At 70.3% G+C, this 18,449-nt stretch carries 18 protein-coding genes; 7 read left to right on the forward strand and 11 right to left on the reverse strand.

Features of this window, described 5'->3' with window-relative positions:
* Positions 1-116 precede the first annotated feature (116 nt).
* Positions 117-1,394 (reverse strand): RNA polymerase sigma factor, encoded by a 1,278-nt coding sequence (locus BLV57_RS06945; RefSeq protein WP_091287656.1) that lies wholly within the window; start codon positions 1,392-1,394, stop codon positions 117-119.
* Positions 1,395-1,409: 15 nt separating this feature from the next.
* The gene (locus BLV57_RS06950; RefSeq protein ID WP_091287657.1) at positions 1,410-1,829 is read right to left on the reverse strand and encodes a YciI family protein; all 420 of its coding nucleotides are present in this window, start codon (positions 1,827-1,829) and stop codon (positions 1,410-1,412) included.
* Positions 1,830-1,958: 129 nt separating this feature from the next.
* On the opposite strand from BLV57_RS06950, the gene BLV57_RS06955 reads away from it, so the two are divergent.
* Genes BLV57_RS06955 through rimO form a run of 4 tightly spaced genes read left to right on the forward strand, consistent with a single transcriptional unit; the run spans position 1,959 to position 6,027 of the window.
* Positions 1,959-3,116 (forward strand): MFS transporter, encoded by a 1,158-nt coding sequence (locus BLV57_RS06955; RefSeq protein ID WP_176968514.1) that lies wholly within the window; start codon positions 1,959-1,961, stop codon positions 3,114-3,116.
* A 9-nt stretch (positions 3,117-3,125) separates the two neighbouring features.
* Positions 3,126-4,313 (forward strand): ATP-grasp domain-containing protein, encoded by a 1,188-nt coding sequence (locus BLV57_RS06960; protein WP_091287659.1) that lies wholly within the window; start codon positions 3,126-3,128, stop codon positions 4,311-4,313.
* Between the two features lie 47 nt (positions 4,314-4,360).
* Positions 4,361-4,651: an uS12 family ribosomal protein gene (locus BLV57_RS06965; RefSeq protein ID WP_091287660.1), complete on the forward strand. Its 291-nt coding sequence runs from the start codon at positions 4,361-4,363 to the stop codon at positions 4,649-4,651.
* Positions 4,652-4,659: 8 nt separating this feature from the next.
* Positions 4,660-6,027 (forward strand): 30S ribosomal protein S12 methylthiotransferase RimO, encoded by a 1,368-nt coding sequence (rimO, locus tag BLV57_RS06970; protein WP_091287661.1) that lies wholly within the window; start codon positions 4,660-4,662, stop codon positions 6,025-6,027.
* Between the two features lie 68 nt (positions 6,028-6,095).
* Here rimO and BLV57_RS06975 read toward each other — a convergent pair whose 3' ends face one another.
* The 3 genes from BLV57_RS06975 to BLV57_RS06985 all read right to left on the reverse strand — a co-directional run bounded on the left by BLV57_RS06975 (position 6,096) and on the right by BLV57_RS06985 (position 9,079).
* Entirely contained in the window at positions 6,096-7,064 is a 969-nt protein-coding gene (locus BLV57_RS06975; RefSeq protein WP_218134623.1) for a PI-PLC domain-containing protein, read from the reverse strand.
* A gap of 191 nt (positions 7,065-7,255) precedes the next feature.
* Complete coding sequence (locus BLV57_RS06980; protein ID WP_176968515.1) at positions 7,256-7,810, reverse strand: M12 family metallopeptidase; 555 nt, start codon at positions 7,808-7,810, stop codon at positions 7,256-7,258.
* Between the two features lie 129 nt (positions 7,811-7,939).
* Positions 7,940-9,079, reverse strand: coding sequence for a glycosyltransferase (locus tag BLV57_RS06985; protein ID WP_091287663.1), 1,140 nt, complete (start codon positions 9,077-9,079; stop codon positions 7,940-7,942).
* A gap of 78 nt (positions 9,080-9,157) precedes the next feature.
* Here BLV57_RS06985 and BLV57_RS06990 point away from each other — a divergent pair, with 78 nt between their 5' ends.
* Positions 9,158-9,823 carry a DsbA family oxidoreductase gene (locus BLV57_RS06990; protein ID WP_245757184.1) on the forward strand — a complete coding sequence of 222 codons (666 nt, stop codon included), beginning with the start codon at positions 9,158-9,160 and terminating at the stop codon, positions 9,821-9,823.
* 82 nt (positions 9,824-9,905) lie between these two features.
* Positions 9,906-10,853, forward strand: coding sequence for an alpha/beta hydrolase (locus BLV57_RS06995; RefSeq protein WP_091287664.1), 948 nt, complete (start codon positions 9,906-9,908; stop codon positions 10,851-10,853).
* Positions 10,854-10,924: 71 nt separating this feature from the next.
* Here BLV57_RS06995 and BLV57_RS07000 read toward each other — a convergent pair whose 3' ends face one another.
* Positions 10,925-12,037, reverse strand: a complete 1,113-nt coding sequence (locus BLV57_RS07000; RefSeq protein ID WP_091287665.1) for a PucR family transcriptional regulator — start codon at positions 12,035-12,037, stop codon at positions 10,925-10,927.
* A 9-nt stretch (positions 12,038-12,046) separates the two neighbouring features.
* A complete protein-coding gene (locus BLV57_RS07005) occupies positions 12,047-12,646 on the reverse strand; it encodes a dihydrofolate reductase family protein (protein ID WP_091287666.1) in 600 nt (199 codons plus the stop codon).
* A gap of 156 nt (positions 12,647-12,802) precedes the next feature.
* Between BLV57_RS07005 and BLV57_RS07010 the strand changes: the two genes are divergently transcribed.
* Positions 12,803-13,753 carry a D-alanyl-D-alanine carboxypeptidase family protein gene (locus tag BLV57_RS07010; RefSeq protein WP_091287667.1) on the forward strand — a complete coding sequence of 317 codons (951 nt, stop codon included), beginning with the start codon at positions 12,803-12,805 and terminating at the stop codon, positions 13,751-13,753.
* On the opposite strand, the gene BLV57_RS07015 is transcribed toward BLV57_RS07010, so the two are convergent.
* The 4 genes from BLV57_RS07015 to helR all read right to left on the reverse strand — a co-directional run bounded on the left by BLV57_RS07015 (position 13,737) and on the right by helR (position 18,412).
* Positions 13,737-14,417, reverse strand: coding sequence for a class I SAM-dependent methyltransferase (locus BLV57_RS07015; RefSeq protein ID WP_091287668.1), 681 nt, complete (start codon positions 14,415-14,417; stop codon positions 13,737-13,739). The two genes, BLV57_RS07010 and BLV57_RS07015, sit on opposite strands and share 17 nt — an antisense overlap.
* A 64-nt stretch (positions 14,418-14,481) precedes the next feature.
* Positions 14,482-15,843, reverse strand: a complete 1,362-nt coding sequence (locus BLV57_RS07020; RefSeq protein ID WP_091287669.1) for a permease prefix domain 1-containing protein — start codon at positions 15,841-15,843, stop codon at positions 14,482-14,484.
* Positions 15,840-16,205, reverse strand: coding sequence for a PadR family transcriptional regulator (locus BLV57_RS07025; RefSeq protein WP_091287670.1), 366 nt, complete (start codon positions 16,203-16,205; stop codon positions 15,840-15,842). Before BLV57_RS07025 ends, BLV57_RS07020 begins: the two co-directional genes overlap by 4 nt.
* A 44-nt stretch (positions 16,206-16,249) precedes the next feature.
* On the reverse strand, positions 16,250-18,412 hold the full coding sequence (gene helR / locus BLV57_RS07030) for an RNA polymerase recycling motor ATPase HelR (RefSeq protein ID WP_245757185.1): 2,163 nt from the start codon (positions 18,410-18,412) through the stop codon (positions 16,250-16,252).
* Positions 18,413-18,449: the final 37 nt, after the last annotated feature.

The raw sequence follows: 18,449 nt of genomic DNA on the forward strand, positions 1-18,449 counted from the left end.
CCAGAACTGACGAAAGTAGGACGGATCTTCCCGCTTTCGCGCAGGTCAGAGGTCGTGAGTGTTCCGGCCGGTTCTAACCGGCCGGAACACTCACGAGTCCTGACCTGCGGAAACGATCAGCCGAGGTCGTCGAGCTTGCGCCGCAGGACGGCGCGTTCGCGCTCGTTGCCGCAGAGCCGCATCGCGGCTTCCAGCTCCACGCGAGCCTCGTCGGCGCGGCCGAGCCGGGTCAAAAGCTCTCCCCGCACGGTCGGCAGCAAATGCGTGTTCGGCAACGCCTCGGCGGCGACGAGCTTGTCCACCAACGGCAACGCCGCCTCGGGCCCCTGCGCCATCGACACGGCCACCGCCCGGTTCAGCTCGATCACCGGCGACGGCACGAGCTTCCCCAAAGCCTCGTACAGGAGCACCACGCGCTCCCAATTCGTCTCCTCGACCGACGGCGCGATGGCATGACATTCGGCGATCGCGGCCTGCAAGCCATGCGCGCCAAGGCCTCGGCCCGCCTTTTCGGCACGCGCCAGCGCGGCCCGCCCACGCAGGATCGCGGCACGATCCCAGCGGCGGCGGTCCTGCTGATCGAGCAACACCGGCTCACCGTCGGGCCCGGTGCGGGCCGGGAACCGCGCGGCGGTCAGCTCCAGCAGCGCGAGCAGCCCGTGCACCTCGGGTTCGTCCGGGACCAGCCGGGCGAGCACGCGCGCGAGCCGCTGCGCCTCCCCCGCCAGGTCGAACCGGATCAGGTCGTCGCCGGAGCTGGCCGACGAACCTTCCGTGAAGATCACGTAGATCGCGCTCAGCACCGAGCCCAGCCGCTCGGCGCGCTGCGCGGCCGGCGGGACCTCGAAGGCCACGCCCGCCGCACCGAGTGCCTTCTTGGCGCGGGTGATCCTCGCCTGCACGGTCGCGGTCGGCACGAGGAAAGCCTTGGCGATCTCGTCGCTGGTCAGACCGCCGACCACTCGCAAGGTCAACGCCACGCGCGCCTCCCGCGACAGCACGGGGTGACACGAGATGAACATCAACGCGAGCACGTCGTCGTCGATCTGGTCCGGGTCCCAGCGCACGTCGTCGGCCGGATCGTCGGGCACGCTGGTCATGAGGGCACCGCCCTCGCCCAGGTCGTGGGCGAGGGCGGTGTACCGCTCGTCGAGCGCGGAGCGCCTGCGGAACGCGTCGATCGCGCGGCGCTTGCCGACGGTGAGCAGCCAGGCGGCCGGTTTGCCCGGCACGCCGTCGCGTGGCCAGTTCACGAGTGCTTCGGCCAGCGCCTCCTGGGCGATGTCCTCCGCGAGCGCGAAATCGCCGGTGTAGCGCGCGAGCGCACCGACGATCCGCGCCGACTCGATACGCCAGATGGCGGCGACGGCCTCACGGCCGGTCGGATCGGCCACACGTCCTCCCCAGGGTCAGAGCTGGCCGGTGGCCTCGCGCCACGCCCGCTCCTTCTTGATCCACTCGTTGTCCTGCGGGAACTCGTCGATCGAGGTGATCCGCCTGATCTCCGTCTTGCTGCCCGCGCCCGCCATCGGAGCCCGCTTCGCCCACTCGACCGCCTCCTCCTTGGAGGAAACGTTGATCACCCAGAAGCCGCCGAAGAGTTCCTTGGTCTCACCGTACGGGCCGTCGGTGACGACCGGCGTCTCGCCCGAGTAATCGACGACGACCGTGTTGGCCGGGTCCTCGAAGCCCTCGGCCGCGACCAGCACGCCCGCCCGGATCATCTCGTCGTTGAACTTGCCCATCGCGTTCATGATCTCGGTGAAGTCGAGGTTCTGGAACTCTTTGAACGTCTCGTCGGTGGCCCGCATGATCAGCATGTACTTCATGGTCGTGTCTCCCAGATGTCTTCGGACCCCGTCTGCCGGGACCCTCTCACCCCAAGGTCGAACGGGCAACGCCACCGATCGACACCCGCCGGAACTTTTTTCTATCATCGGCGGCTCTGGGGGTCATGGATGCACCGTTTCATCGCTTCGACCAGGGTGGTCACCAGCTTCGGCTACTTTTTGACCATCCCGCTGCTGGGCTCGATCGCGCTCCAAGCCGGCGCTATGGCGCCCGCGGAGGTCGGTCTGCTCATCGCCGTCCACACGCTCTGCCGCCGCACGTTCGCCGTGCCGGTCGGCCTGCTCTGCGACCGCTGGGCGCCCGAGCGGGTGCTCGTCACCGGGCTGCTGCTGGAGGCCGCCGGTTACCTGGTGCTGGCCTCGTCGATGTCGTTCCCGCTGTGGCTGGTCGCGCTGACCGTCGACGGGCTCGGCGGGCTCGCCTACAACGCGAGCAGCAAGGTGGTGCTCGCCGACGCGGCCACCGCCTCGGCCTTCGCCGGGTTCTACGTGGCCACGAACGTCGGCGCGTTCCTCGGCCCGCTCGTCGCGGCCGGGCTTTCGGCCGCCGGCGCACCGCGTGCGGTCTTCGCGATCTCGGCGGTGCTCTACGTCGCCAGCGCCGTGGCGGCGGTCGTCCGGTTCCGGCGAGTGCGGCGCCCGTCGGCGAAGGTCACCTCGCTCTGGCGGCAGGCACTCGCCCCGCTGGCCGACCGCGGGTTCGCCGGGTACTGCCTGCTGACCGTCCCGCTGTGGTTCGGCATGTCGCTGCTCGTCGCGGCGCTGCCACTCGAAGCCGCGGGCCGGGGCCTCGGGTATCTCGAGGTCGGCCTGATCAACGCGCTCAACGCGCTCGCCGTCGTACTGCTCGGAAAGCGCGTCGGCCGCCGGACCGACGGGCACACCTTGCCGCAGCGCGCCGGGACGCTGGTCTGCTCCGCGCTTTTCATGGCGGTTGGCTGCGCGCTGTGCATTGCCCAGCCGTATTGGACGTTATACACCGCGATGGCGCTGCTCACCGCGGGCGAACTCGCGTTGTTCGCGGCCGCCGAGGTGATCGCCGTGCAGCTCGCGCCCGCCGGGTCGACCGGCGTATACCTTGGCTACATGACCACCGCGTGGGCCATCGGCGGCGCGGCGGCGGGCTTGTTCGCCGGCGCGTTGCTCGACGGCTCGGCGGCGGGCAGGCTGGGGTTCTGGCTGTCGGCCTCGCTCGTGCTCTTCGCCGACGCGGCCGGGTATGTCCTGCTGCGGCGCCGGATCGCGCGGCTTCAGCTCGTGTCTTGAGGGGGACAAGTGCATCTGCTGATGGTCGGCGCCTGGCCGGAGCTGGCGAACCGGCTCGTCGGGCTGCCCGCGCGGGTTTCGTTGCTGCAGCCGGGTCCTGACGGCCGCGAGGCGGACTGGGTCTACCGCTACGTGCCGGTCGACTACACCGACGTGGCGGCGGCCGTCGAAGCGGCGACGCGGATCCACGCCGCCGATCCGGTCGATGTCGTGGTCGGGGTGCGGCACTACGCCCTGCCAGCGCTGGCAGCGATCGCGACGGCGCTCGGCGTGCGGTCGGTGCCGGGGCCGGTCGGTTCACTCGACGTCGACAAGGCCGGTGTGCGAGAGCTGCTCGCCGCGACCGCGACGCGGCCAGTCCGATTCCGGCTCTGCGCGAGCGAAAGCGCGGTCATGGACTTCGCGCGCGAACTCGGCTTCCAGGCCGTGGTCAAACCGCCGATCGGCGTCGCGAAAGCGGGCGTGCACGCGATCGAAGGACCCGAAGACGTCCCCGGCGCCTGGCGGCACGCTTCGGCTGCGGCGAACGGACCCGTGCTCGTCGAGGAACGGTTGCGCGGCCCCGAATTCAGCGTCGAGGTGCGCTCAGTGGACGGCGACCACGAGGTGCTCGCGGTGACCGAGAAGGAGTGTTCCGGGCCGCCGCATTTCCTCGAACTCGGCCACACGGTCCCGGCCAGGATCGACACGAGCGCGCTCGAAATCGAAGCGATCCGCGCCGTGGAGGCGCTCGGTCACCGCACCGGGCCGTCGCACGTCGAGTTCGTCTTCACCGACGACGGCCCGGCGGTCACGGAGATCAACCGGCGCATGGGCGGCGACCGGATCTTCGAGCTGCTCGTGCTCGCGACCGGGCGCGACCCCATGCGCGAAACCCTCCTCGACGCGCTCGGCGAGCCGCACGAGCACCGCGAAATCCCCCGGCGTGGCGCGGCGATCCGGTTCCTCACCGCACCGTTCCCCGGCGTCGCACCCGAGCTGCCCAGCGATCTCGTTCTCCCGCCCGAGATCGTCCGCGTGCACTACGCTCCTGGCGTCGAGGTCGCCCCGCCGACGACGAACGGCGACCGGATCGGCTACGTCATCGCGGTGGCCGAGAACGCCGAAAAAGCCGCGCACGCCGCGGAAATCGCACGCGCCGAGTTACTCGAACGCCTTGTCAAGGTGGCGGATCCGCCACCTTGCCGGTCCGCGTGATCGCTGCCACAGTCAGGCTAAACCGGCCTAGACCTGGGGAGTGCATCATGACGACGATCAAGCAGCTCACCGAAGAACGCCGCGCCAGCAAGGAAACCGCCATCTGCACCGGCGTGTTCGAGATCGGCGACCGCAAGGTGGCGCGGGTCCGGCTCACCACCGGTTCCGAGGTGACCGTCTACCTTCCGGCAGGCGCCGAGGTTCCCGAGATCTCCGCCGAGGTCGAGATCGAGCCGCAGCGCACCACCGGCGACCACCACCCCGCCAGGACCGCGTTCGCCTGCGGTGACCACCACCCGGCGAAAGTCGATATCGCCGCGAAGGTGACCGCGGCCTGACCGGCCCGATGACGGCCAAACGAACCGTCTCGCTGGTCACGCTGGGCTGCGGGCGCAACGAGGTCGACTCCGAGGAGCTGGCGGGCAGGCTCGACGCCGCGGGCTGGCAGCTCGCTCCCGCGGGGTCCGAGGCCGACGTCGTGGTGGTCAACACCTGCGGCTTCATCGAAGCCGCGAAGAAAGAGTCGATCGACACGATGCTGGCGGCCGCCGGCTCGGGCGCGAAGGTGGTCGCGGTCGGCTGCATGGCCGAGCGGTACGGCGCCGAACTCGCCGCCGCGCTGCCGGAAGCCAACGCGGTGCTCTCGTTCGACGACTACCCCGAAATCGGCGAGCGGCTCGAAGACGTCCTCAAAGGACACACGCGGACCGCCCACACGCCAAGAGATCGCCGCACGCTGCTCCCGATCACCCCGGTCAAGCGCCAAGCCGCGCGGACCGCGCACGTCCCCGGCCACGAGGGCCCGGCGAGCGGCCCGCGGGTGCTCCGGCACCGGCTGGGCGGCGGGCCGATCGCCCCGGTGAAGCTGGCGTCGGGCTGCGACCGGCGTTGCACGTTCTGCGCCATCCCGGCGTTCCGCGGCGCGTTCACCTCCCGCCATCCGGACGACGTGGTCGCGGAGACCGAATGGCTTGCCGGGCACGGCGTCCGCGAAGTCATCCTCGTCAGCGAGAACACCACGTCCTACGGCAAGGATCTCGGCGACCTCGGCGCGCTCGAGAAGCTGCTCCCCCGCTTGGCCGGCGCGGTCGACCGCATCAGGGTCAGCTACCTCCAGCCCGCGGAACTGCGGCCGCCGCTGATCGAAGCGCTGGCCGGGACACCCGGCGTGGCGCCGTATTTCGACCTCTCGTTCCAGCACGCCAGCGGCACGGTGCTCCGGCGCATGCGCCGGTTCGGCGACCGCGAGCGGTTCCTCGACCTGCTCGGCCGCATCCGCGACCTGGCGCCGGAAGCGGGCATCCGCTCCAACTTCATCGTCGGCTTCCCCGGTGAGACCGACGAGGAGTTCGCGGACCTGGAACGCTTCGTCAGCGAGGCCCGGCTCGACGCGATCGGCGTCTTCGGCTACTCGGACGAGGAAGGCACGGAGGCGGCGGGCTTCGAGAACAAACTCGACGCTTCGGTGATCTCCGAGCGCGCGACCAGGCTCGCCTTGCTGGCGGACGAGGTTTCGTCCCAGCGCGCCGAAGACCGCAAGGGCTCGCTCGTCGAGGTGATCATCGGCCAGGACGGCACCGGCTGGGCGGCCCACCAGGCCCCCGACGTCGACGGCACGGTCACGATCACCGGGCCCCGGCTCGCCATGGGCGACCTGGTCACGGCCAAAGTCGTGGACTCCCAAGGCGTCGACCTCACGGCCGACCCCGTCTAGCGGCCACAACCGGGATAAAGCGGGCTTTATGCCACCTCGGCATAAAGCCCGCTTTATCCCGGGCCTGGCTAGTGGAACAGCAGGTCGTTCGGGGTGGCCATGCGGTGGGTGGCGCCGTGCTTGGCGACCCAGTCACGGACGGCCGCGATCGACTGCGAGCACTGCCAGCCGTCGTTGTACTCGGTCACCTGGTTCTTCGCCCACCCGGCGATGATGCCGTCGACCCCGGCCTCACCCAGCAGCTTGTCGACGTACCAGGGATCGTTGTAGTCCGTCGTCCACGAGAACGTCGCCGCGAGCGAACCCGAATTCCGCGCCCCGGCGGCCTTCTTCAGCTCCGCGCAGGTGTAGTACGTGGGTTCCGTGCAGTTGCCGAACCCCTTGGTGATGTCCGAATCGCCGTAGTCCATCGCCCGCCTGCCGTTCGGCAGCCCCGCGCCATGGTCGGCGTAGGTCTTCTGCACTGACGCGAGCGAGCCCGTGGTGGTGATGCCTTCGAGCCTGCCGAGCTTGCCCTGCAGGCTTTGCCAGCCCCGTCCGCCGACGTCCGGCGTGCTGCCGCCGTGGTACTCGTAGAAGCCGTAGAGCACCTGGATCCCCGCGGCCGTCAGCTTCTGCGCCTGGTCACGCAACCCGGCGACACTGCACGCCCGGTTGGGCGCTTCCCCGCAGTAGTTCGGATCCTTGATGTCCAGCCACACCAGCGAAAGCCGCCGCCTCGCCCGCGCCTCCGACACGATCAGGTCGAACATGCTCGCCACGCTCGGCCCGTGCCGCGTGTCCCCCGCCGATGAGCAGTCGTGCCACGCCCGCCACTCGTTCGGGTTCCACCAGGAGCACACGTCGATCTCGATGCCGTTGGCCCCGTGCTTGATCGCGGCCCGCACCCCGTCCGTGGTGTCCACCCGATGCGCGATCGCGTAGATCGGCCGCTGCCCGGCGGCACTGGCCGCTGGGGCCCCCACGACCCCGGCCCCTGTCAGCACACTCAGCGCCGCGAGAACCGCGGCCACGACGCGATGTTTTCTGTATCCCATGAACCGAGTGTCTTCGAAAACGAGCAACCACCGCCGCTGTCCGGCCCCGACTCTGCCCGCGCGCGGCGTGACGTTGTCCCAAGAGTCCAAAGTCGGGTCCTCGAAGCAACCTTCGTCCGACTTGGTTTTTCGCGGGGTCGTGAGTGGTACGGCCGGTTCTAACCGGTCTAAACACTCACGACCCCGGACCGTCAGGTCGTCAGGTACAGCACGGTCGCCTTGTCACCCTTGCTCATGCTCTGCCGGCGCGCGTCGTTCGCCAGCTCGACACCGGTGAGCGTGATCTCCAGCGAAGCCGCCGCATAGCGCATGATCGAGTCGTTGTCGAAGTCGCCGTGCGCCTCGTAGTCGGTGTGGTTCCGCTGCCACTGCAGCTCGGGAATGCTGCCCTTGGTGAACTTCGTCTTGTACGGGTAATCCGGATGGAAGTTCTCGTGTCCCATCCCCACGCAGTGCCCCATCTCGTGGTGGACGGTCATCCCGCCGGTGTCCTCCTTGTATTGGATGACCTGGCGGCCGCCCTGCTTGCCGATCGCCGAGTTGCAGTTCCCGGTGACCAGGTCGAACACCGCGTAATCGGCCTCGCCCGAGCGCGGGCGGAAGATCTCCTTGCCGATGAAGTCGTTGAACTCCTTGATCTTCTGGTCAAGCCACTTGCTCGCGGGCGAGCCCGTCGCCACACTCGTGTGGTACTCGTATGGAATGTGACCGTTCCAACGGCCCGCGTTCTTCTTGATGACACCCATCAGCCCACTCCTCTCCCGCGACGATACAAGCACGCGTCGCGGGCGCCCGGCCACGAAATCCACTCCATCGGCCCATAAGTCCATTGTGGACGGAGGCGCACGGCCGAAACCTTGCCACCGAAGGGAGTATCACGAAGCGAGTGCGGCGCGGCAAACTTCGACCGGGTCAAGGACATCGGCCACCGAAGCGCCGGCCAGCGCGGCGGCGGCCGCGAACCGCGGGTCGCCGAGCACGCGGGTCACCGCGTCGCGCAGAGTGTCCACTGTGGACGGCCGGACGAGCACGCCACTGCCATGACGGGCCACCCGGTTGGCCATTTCCCACTGGTCGCCCCCGCCGGGAACGAGCACCGCGGGCACCTTCGCCAGCAACGCCTTCGCGAGCAGGCCGTGCCCTCCCCCGCACACGACCACCGCCGCCTCGCGCAGCAGTTCGTCCTGCCTGCCTTGACCCGCTCGTGCCCACTCGGGCAATGCGGGCGACGGCCCGAACGTCGACACCACCGCCCGCACTCCCATGTCCCGCAACGCTTCGAGCGCCAGCTCGGCCAACCCGGCCGTTCCGGACGACACGGTCGACGGCGCGATCACCACCAGCGGCTCGTCGCCGGGTGGCGGGGCGAGCCGCCGCTGGGACGCCTCCCACAGCAGCGGGCCGACCACGTGCGCGTTCGACGGCCAGTCCGGACGCGGCACCTCCAGCGCGGGCAGCGTCGCGATCAGCCGGACCACCGGCCCAGGACCCCGCTCGGCCAGCCCGATGCTCCGCCGGGCACGGGCGCGTTGTTTGTCGCCGCGCCGGATCGACCTCGACGCCGCCACGCGCAGCGCCGCGTCGCGCAGCTTCCCGGCGACCCCGACGCCCGCGGCGAGCCCGGTGCCGATCGGCGGCAGGCCTCGCGAAGGTTCGTACAGCGGATGCGGCGAGAGCTGTGCCCACGGCACCCCCGCCAGCTCAGCGGCCATGCCACCGCCCTGCGCGATGACGTCGCAGACCACCAGGTCGGGCTCGAGGTCGGCCAGCAGCGGCGCGAGCGCGGGCGCCAGCATCGCGGCCCGTTCGTGCAGCGCGCGGCCGAGGTCCGGTTCACGGCCGGGCACGAGCCCGTTCAGCCGGATCACGCCGATGCCCAGCTCCGCCGCGGCGTCGACCCACGGATCGACCGTGCACAGGGTCGGCACGTCACCCGCTTCGAGGAAACGCAGGCACAACGCGATCGCCGGGAAGACATGACCGGGATCGGCACCGGCGACTATGGCCACTCGCACACGGGCACACTTCCACAGCGCCGCCGATACTGCCGTACAGTGGGGTTACTAACGAGAAGAAACTATTGGAAGTGGCCCATGCCTGAAACACGCACCACGAGCTTGCGGATCGACATCTGGTCGGACGTCATCTGTCCCTGGTGCTACATCGGAAAACGGCGCATGGAGACCGCGCTCGCCCAGTTCGAGCACGCCGACGAGGTCGAGCTCCACTGGCACAGCTTCCAGCTCGACCCGGCGCACGCGAAGGGCCACCGCGTCCCGGTCCAGGAGATGCTCGCCACGAAGTTCGGCGCGCCGCCCGCGCAGGTCAACGCCATGCAGCAGCGGGTGACCGACCTCGCGGCCGCCGAGGGCCTGACCTATCACCTCGACCGCGCCATCGCGGTCAGCACGCTCGACGCGCACCGCCTCGGCCACCTCGCCGCCGAGCACGGGCTCGGCGACCGGATGCACGAACGGCTGCTCAAGGCGCACCTGTCCGACGGCGAGGTGCTCGACGATCTCGACACCCTGATCCGCCTCGCCGCCGAGGTCGGCGTGCCCGAGGACGAGGCAGGCGACGTCCTGCGCGGCACCAAGTACGCCGCCGAGGTCCAAGCCGACATCGACCAGGCGAAACGGCTCGGCATCACGGGTGTCCCGTTCTTCGTGCTGAACGGCACCCACGGCGTTTCCGGCGCCCAATCGGCCGAAACGTTCCTGGCCGCGTTGGAGCAGGCGCGCGTCCGTCGGGACGGGTAGCCCGGTCCGGCGACGTGTGGCGGATGAAATCCGGGCGGCGTGCGCCGAGAATCGATCCGGTACCCGACGCCATGGAGGACCGATGACCTACGCGTTCGACCCGGAGATCGCCGCGGTGATCCCGATGTTGCCGCCGCCGTCCGACCTGACCGACCCGCCTGCCGCGCGCGAGCTGGTGCGGACCATGCTCGCCGCGCTCGGCACCGAGGTCGACACGACCGGGGTGACCGTGCGCGACGAGCTGGTGCCGGGCCCGAACGGCGCACCGGACGTCCCCATCCGGATCTACACGCCCGAGCGCCTCACCACACCCGCCGCGATCTTCGACGTGCACGGCGGCGGCTTCATCGTCGGTGACCTGGACTTCGACCACGCGGCGAACCTCCGCTTCGCGCGCGAACTCGGCGTCGTGGTCGTCTCGGTCGAGTACCGGCTCGCCCCGGAGACGCCGTTTCCCGGCGGGCTCGAGGACTGCTACGCGGCACTGGCCTGGACCTCGAAGAACGCCGCCGAGCTCGGCTTCGACCCGGCCAGGCTCGCGATCCACGGCGTCAGCGCGGGCGGCGGGCTCTGCGCGGCGCTCGCGCTGCTCGCCCGCGACCGCGGCGGGCCGTCGATCGCGTTCCAATACCTCGGTGTGCCGGAGATCGACGACCGCCTGAACACCCCGAGCATGCGCCAGTTCGTCGACACGCCGATGTGGAGCAAGCCGCGCGCGGAGATCAGCTGGGACTGCTACCTCGGCGCCGGTGTCCGCGGCGGCGCCGACGTCTCGGTCTACGCCGCGCCCGCGCGGGCGACCGACCTCTCCGGCCTGCCGCCCGCGTACATCTCGGCGATGGAGTTCGACCCGCTGCGCGACGAGGGCATCGCCTACGCCCAGGCGCTGCTCGCCGCGGGCGTCACCACCGAGCTGCACCTGTTCCCCGGCACCTTCCACGGCTCGTCGCTGGTGCCGCACGCCGCGGTCAGCAAACGCGAGTCCGCGGAGGCCATCGCGGTGCTCGGGCGAGCACTGGGCGTCGACTAGGCCGCGCGAAAGCCCGAAAGCCACTTTCGTCAGATGCGATCTGGCGAAAGTGGCTTTCGGGCTTTTGGCACCTAGCCGCGCCGCGCGAGGCGGCGGGCGAGCAGTGCGAGCCGGGCACGGAACCGGTCGCCCGGCTCGTCCAGCCGCCAGCCCAACGCCTCCTCCACATGCGCCAGCCTGGTCGCCACCGAGCTGTGATGGCGATGCAACGCGAGCGCCGCCTGCCGCAGCGATCCCGTGCGGCAGAAGGCTTCCAGCGTCGCGACGTCGGCCGCGCCGGTCGGCCTCGCGGCCAGCGCGTCGAGCGCGCGCACGTCGCCGGAGTCCCGCAGCCGTGCGACCGGGATCTCCGCGAGCAGGGTGAGGGAGCCGAGATCGCCGTGCACCACGACCGGCTCGACGCCGGCCACCGCGAACCGCTCGGCCAGCTTGGCCTGCACCCACGACCGCCGGACCTCGAGTCCCGGCACGGCGTCCCCGACACCGACCCGGATCGGCCCGGCGCTGCTGCGCTCGCGGGCCCGATCGTCGAGCGCGGCACGCAGCGACTCGATCACGGTGTCCGCGCGCGGCTGCGACACCACCGCCGCGACACCCCCGATCACCGCCACGTGCAGCCGGGGCAGCGGCCCGCCGCGCGCCAGCAGCCCGACGGCCGCCGCGCCGGGATCGCCACCGTCCTCGGAGCCGACCGCGATCACCCGCACCGGACGCGTGGCGTCGAGTCCGAGCAGCACCAACGCCCGCGCCCGGTCTTCGGCCGCGGCCTGCTCGCCCAGCAACAACTCGACCAGCGCGGGGTCTGCCAGATGCGGCGCGGGTGTGACCCGCTCCGCACTGGCCAGCACCCGCGCCGCGATCGCGAACCGTTCGAGCACCAGGTCGTCGAGCGGACCGGGTGTCCCCGGCCGCTCCAACCAGACCCGGCCCGGCGGTTCTCCCAGCTCCACCGACGTCGGCTCGGCGACGGCCGCGCCGGCCCGTTCACCGTCCGATGAGAACCGCAGCGGCGCGGCGCCGTCCCGTTCGAACCCCGCGACGCACTCCGCCAGCGCCGCCGCGGCCCGCACGAGGTCGGCAGGCCGTCCCTGCCTGGCCACCAGCTCGTCGAAATAGGCGATGACCCGGACCGCCGCTTCCGCGTCGGCGTCCACTGCGGACAGTCGGAGAAGCAGCCCTTTCATCTGCCCAGGCTACTTCTTCACGCGGTAACGCAGGTGCGTGACGCCGGTGCCCTGAACGACGGTGTGCGGGCCCTCGAACTGCACCGGCGCACCGCTGAGCTCGGCGAACAGCGGCTTGCCCGCGCCCAGCACGACCGGCACCAGCTCGACCCCGACCTCGTCGAGCAGCCCGGCCTCAAGGCATTGCCTGGCCATCTGGCCGCCGTTGACCACGACGTTCTTGCCGCCTGCCAGCTCTCGCGCCTTCGCGACCGCAGCCTCGATGCCCTCGGTGACGAAGACGAAGTTCTCGTCGTCCTCCGGCCGGTCGGCGGGGCGCTGGTGGGTGAGCACGACCGTGGTCACGCCCAGCGGGTGCCGCCCGCCCCACGCCTTGGTCATGTCGTAGAGGTGCCGCCCGACGACCAGCGCGCCGATGCCCGCGTACTCGGCCTGAACCAGCTCCGCGCTCGCGGCCGAGACCCGCGACGCCGGCACGTTCGGGCTGTCCGACGGGATCTCGACGTCACCGTTGCCGTACCACTGGAACAGCAGGTCGAAGCCGCTTTCCCCGGGACCGGCGATGAACCCGTCGAGCGACATGGTGGCTCCGGCGATGACCTTGCTCATGTGGATCTCTCCCTCGTTGTTCGGTGGCTTCCGTCAACGCGTCGATCGGCGATCCCCGGTTTCGACACCGGTTGGGACGAAATCGGGACATAACCGGGGCAAGATCGTCGAACTTCCCGGACCGTCTGACGATCTTCGCTGGTCAGAGTGTCGAGTATGCAGCTGACAACCGACAAAACCGCTCCGCGCCGCCACTGGGCGGTCCTCGCCGTCGTCGCGGCGGTCATGGCGGGCGCCGCGGTCTGGGTGGTGTCCTCGCACACGATCGCGGGCTCGGCGAGCCCCCGCACACTCTCGGTCCCGGCGCTGAGCTGGCCGTCCGGCGGCCAGACCGCGGTCGACGTCGAGGGACTCGGCCGCATCGGCACGATCGGCGTGCAGGCACCCGTCCCGATCGCCAGCGTCACGAAGGTGATGACCGCGTACGTCGTGCTCCGCGATCACCCGCTGCGCGACGGCGAGGCCGGGCCCGACATCGTCATCGACCAGCAGGCCGAAGCCGAGTCCTCGTCGACCGAGGAGTCGACCGCCCCGGTCCGCGCCGGCCAGCGTTTCTCCGAGCGCCGGCTACTGGAGCTGATGCTCATCCCCTCCGGCAACAACATCGCCCGCCAGCTCGCCCGCTGGGACGCGGGCAGCCAGGAGGCCTTCGTCGAGAAGATGAACCGCGCGGCCGCCGACCTCGGCATGACCGACACCAAGTACACCGGCGCCAGCGGCGTCGAGGACTCGACCACCAGCACCGCCTCCGATCAGCTCCTGCTGGCGCACGCGGCCATGCGCGACGCGGTCATCCGGTCGATCGTGGCCATGCCGAACGTCCAGGTGGGCAATGGCGGCCGGACCCTGCCCAACACCAACACCCTGCTCGGCCGCAGTGGCGTGATCGGCCTCAAGACCGGTTCGAGCACGGCCGCCGGCGGCGCGCTCATGTGGGCGGCCGAGCCGACCGACGGCGCGACGAAGCGCCTCGTGCTCGGTGTCGTGCTCCACCAGAACTCGGGCAACTCACCCCGAGCGGGCCTGGAGGCCGCGCTCTCCGAAAGCGGCAAGCTGATCGCCGCGGTCGAGCACGCACTCCCCGCCATCGTCACCGCCAACCGGTAAGCGGTTTGCGGGCCCGGACCCCCAGCACGATCGGCACCGGGCTTCCGCCCTCGGTGAACCGTTCGAGGGTCAAGCCCGCATCGAGGAACCCCTGCATCAGCTCGGGCAGCGGCCAGTGCGCGGCGCCGACCTTGTCGCGAATTCCCTGGTCGGTCCACGACTCCTTGGTCCAATGCCCGTCGAGGTAGCCAGGACGGATGACCACCGCGCCGGGGTCGCCGCGATCGGCGAACCCACCGCAGAAGCACGGATGGACACCGGCGTGCACGAACACCCCGCCAGGCCGCAGCACCCTGGCCGCCTCACGCAGCACGGCCGGGTACTCGGGCATATCGGTGTGGACCATCACGGCGACGACGGCGGGAACGCTGCCGTCCCGGAAGGGCAGCCGCCCGGCATCGGCGCGCGCGATCGGCAGCCGTCCACGGGCGTGCCGCAGCATCCCGCTGGACAGGTCGACACCGACCGGAGCCCACCCCAGCTCCCGCACGACGGCGGCATGGACCCCGGTACCGCAGCCGATCTCGAGGCACACACCGCTGCCCTCGCCGAGAAGAGCGCACAGCGCGCCTTCAATGCCGAGCGGATCGTGACCCAGCCGCTGGGTGCTCAGGAACTGCTCTTCGTACCAGTCAGCGATCTCATCGTATGCCGTTTTCGCCACCACACCATTGGACCGTCGCGGTCGCCGCGGGCGCCACGGATTCCGCCCGCGGCGTAACGCGCGGTCACTGGAAGCTGAACAGCGGCGGGAACACCAAAACGACCAACCAAGCCCACAGCGCGTACACCGGCAGATAGCTCGTCTGCCAGCTTTCGAGGGCCGCGAACGGCTTGCGCCGACGCACGAGTCCCAGCGTCAGCCAAGCCGACCAGGCGAGGTTTGCCAGCAGGATCACGTTCTCGCCCAGCGCGGCCGCCTTGTTCGCCGAAGTGCCGAACTCGGAGATCCGGCCGACGATCTCCACCAGCACCAGCACGTCGATGGCCAGCGCGCAGACCACGAGCGCGAGCTGGAGCGTGTCGAACAGGGTGGGCGGGCCCAGCGGGTCACGGGCCGAGATCGAGTAGAGCAGCAGGGCGAGCACCACGACCAGCAGCAGGTCGAACAGGATCAGCGCGTCGCGCTCGATGTCGATGCCGTGGCCGTTGACGCCGACCGCGACCAGGAAAGCCAGCAGTCCCAAGGCGAACAGCGGGGTGAACAGCCTGGTGAGCACCGGGGCGATGTTCTCGACGACGCTCTGCTTGGCCTCGACCAGCCAGCCCGCGACGACGACCGCGGCCGCGGCGCCGCACGGCACCAGCCACTGGCCGACGAAGGTCTCCGGGACGATCCCGATCGCCTTGAAGGTGCCGAAGGTGAACGCGATCAGCACGATGCCGCCGAGTCCGATGAGGACACAGTAGACGAACCATTCGCCGGTGAAGCGGATGAAGTCCATGCGACGCCTGGGCGAACGCGGGTCATCGGACACATAGGACAGTCCGACCGCGAACCACAGCGCGATCGGGAGATGGATCGTGGTCAGGACCAGCGTCTGCGACTTGTCGCCGAGCGGGAAGACGTTGGCCGCGACCGCGCCGAGCACGAAGAGCCCCAGCAGCGCCCCGATCAGCGGCTTCGGCGCCTGGCGGCGCCACGCCAGGAAACCCGCCAGCCACGGCAGCACGAACAGGGCGATGTTGGGACCGTAGAAGGCGATGTCGTGCTCGAGGTCCATTCCGAACAGCGCGGGGACCTTGATGGACAGTGCCGCGCCCGCCGCGCACACGATCATCGCGACCAGGTCGCGGCGTGACCGCGATGCCGCCGGGCCGTCGGGTTCGCCGGTGAGCACCAGCTGCTTCCACAACCGCTCCGAATGCTCCCTGGCGAATTCGCGCGAGAGGTCGTCCAGGCTGCCCATGCGCTTGACGGCGACCAGGAACGCCTCGTCGGCGCGCAGACCCGCGCCGACGAGCTCGTCGACCGAACCACGCAGGTGGTCTTCGAGCTCGTCGGCATCGGATTTACGCAGCTCAGGGCGCTTTTGGAGGTACTGGCGCCATTGCGCGAACTGCGACTCCAGCTCGTCGGGGGTGCTCACGCGAGACCTCCCGCGAGTGCCAGCCCGGCGTCGCCGGGACCGGTCCAGATCTGCTTGAGCGTGTCGACGACCGTCGTCCACTGTCGACGCTGCTCGGCGAGTTCGGCCAGGCCGGCCTCGGTGACGCTGTAGTACTTGCGCCGCCGCTCCCCCGCGACCGACTGCCAGCTGGACTTCACGTAGCCGAGACGTTCGAGCCGGTGCAGCAGCGGATAGAGCAACCCCTCCGTCCAGTCCAGCTCGCCCGAGGACAGCTCGTTGATCCGCCTGAGGATGGCGTACCCGTAGTTGTCCTCCTCGGCCAAGATGCCCAGCACCATCGGCGTCGCCGACGCGGCGACCAGATCCTTCGTGACCTTCACGCAGCCTCCATGCCTAGAACCACTAGGCATAGTAGTGCTAGGTATCAGCTCCTCGCAACGAGCCCCCTCAACGCCTGAGGCAGATCGCCGTGGTGCAGCACGCCGAGACGCTGCGTGGCGCGGGTGAGCGCGACGTACAGCTCGGCCGCGCCGCGCGGGCCGTCGGCGAGGATCCGCTCGGGATCGACCACCAGCACGGCGTCGAACTCCAGGCCCTTCGTCTCCGACGCGGGCACCACGCCCGGGATCCCCGGCGGCCCGATGACGATGCTCGTGCCCTCGCGGCCGGCCTCCTCGGAGTTGAATTCCTCAATGGCCGCACCGAGTTCGGCGTCCGTCACCCGCCGGGACCACGGCATCACCCCGCACGCGCGCACCGACTCCGGCGCCTTGACGTCCGGCGCGAACTCGGCGAGCACCGTGCCGGCGACGGCCATGATCTCCGCCGGGGTGCGGTAGTTGACCGTCAGCGACCGGTACACCCAGCGGCCGGGCACGTACGGCCGCAGCATCGCGTCCCACGACCGCGCGCCCGCCTCCGAGCGGCGCTGCGCGAGGTCGCCGACCACCGTGAACGACCGGTTGGGGCAGCGGCGCATCAGCACCCGCCAGTCCATTTCGGACAGTTCCTGCGCCTCGTCGACGACGACGTGCCGGTACGTCCAGTCGCGGTCGGCGGAGGCGCGCTCGACGAGATCACGGGTGTCGACCTCGACGAACCGGTCGGCGAGATCCTCGGCGTAGAGCAGGTGCTCGGCGACCAGCGCGACGTCCTCGTCCAGCTCCTCACGGTCGAGTTTCATCATCTGCATGACGCCCTCGGCGTATTCGGCCTCGGCCTGCCGCTCCCGATCGACGCTGGTGTCAGCGGGCTTGTCGGGGCCCAGCAGATCGACCAGCTCGTCGAGCAACGGCACGTCCGACACCGTCCACGCGTCGCCCTCGGACCGCGCCAGCGCGAGGTCCACACCGGCCGCGCGCAGCCGTGCGTCCGAGGTGTACAGACCCGACAGCAGCTCGTCCGGCGTCATGATCGGCCACAGCTCGTCGATCGCGGCGACGAACTTGTCGTCTTCCGCGAGTTCCTTGAGCAAGGACTTCCGGAGGTCCTCCCACTCTTCGCGGTCGTCACGGGTCAGCCAGCCGCGGCCGATCCTGCCGATCGCCCGCTCGGTCAGCACGTACGTGACGATCTCGGTGAACACCGACCGCGCCTCGTTGTGCGGCAAGCCACTCTTGCGCGCCTCGTCCCTGGCCCACTCGGCGGTTTCGGCGTCGATCCGGACGGTCACGTCCTTCAGCTGGATCGGCACCGGCTCCCCGGGCAGCCGCTGCCGGTCGGCGATGGCCGCGGCGAGCACGTCGAGCATCTTCAGCGAGCCCTTGATCCGCGCGACCTCGGGCTCGTCTTCGGCGGTCACGCTCCTTCCCGGCACCAGGTCACCGGTGGTCATGAACACCACGTCCGACTCGCCCAGCGACGGCAGCACCCGCCCGATATGGTTCAGGAACGCCGGATTCGGCCCGATCACGAGCACGCCGTGCCGTTCCATCCGCTCCCGCTGCGTGTACAGCAGGTACGCGACGCGGTGCAGCGCGACCACGGTCTTGCCGGTGCCGGGCCCGCCCTCGATCACCAGCACGCCGGGGTGGTCGAGCCGGATGATCTCGTCCTGCTCGGCCTGGATGGTCGCCACGATGTCGCGCATGCCCTCACCGCGCGGCGCGTTGACCGCGGCGAGCAGCGCCGCGTCCCCGCGATCGCCCTCGCCGGGCCGCCCGAGCACCTCGTCGGTGAAATCGACCACAGTCCGCCCGCGCGTATGGAATTGACGCCGCCGCCGCATATTCTCCGGACTCGCCGCGGTCGCGGTATAAAACGCCCGCGAAGCCGGCGCCCGCCAATCCAGCAGCACCGGTTCGAACGCGTTGTCCTCGTCGAAAAGCCCAATCCGCCCGATGTACGACCGTTCGCCCGCAAGGGTGTCCAGCCGCCCGAAGCACAATCCGTCGTCCCCGAACGCCAGCCGCTTCATCTCCTTCGCCGAAGCACGCACCTGGACGTCCCGTTCCATCACCGCTTCGCCGCTCCCCCGCAGCGCGGCGGTGTATGCCCCCGTGGCCCGCGCGCGCTCAGCGTCCAGGCGTGTGTAAAGCCCGGCGATGTAGTCCCGCTCCGACCGCAATTCCTCGTCGTACCCCTGCACTCAGCGACTCCCGTTTCCCCAGGTTCTGGCTACGGCG

It is taken from the genome of Amycolatopsis xylanica, assembly GCF_900107045.1.
GTDB classification, from domain to species: Bacteria; Actinomycetota; Actinomycetes; order Mycobacteriales; family Pseudonocardiaceae; genus Amycolatopsis; species Amycolatopsis xylanica.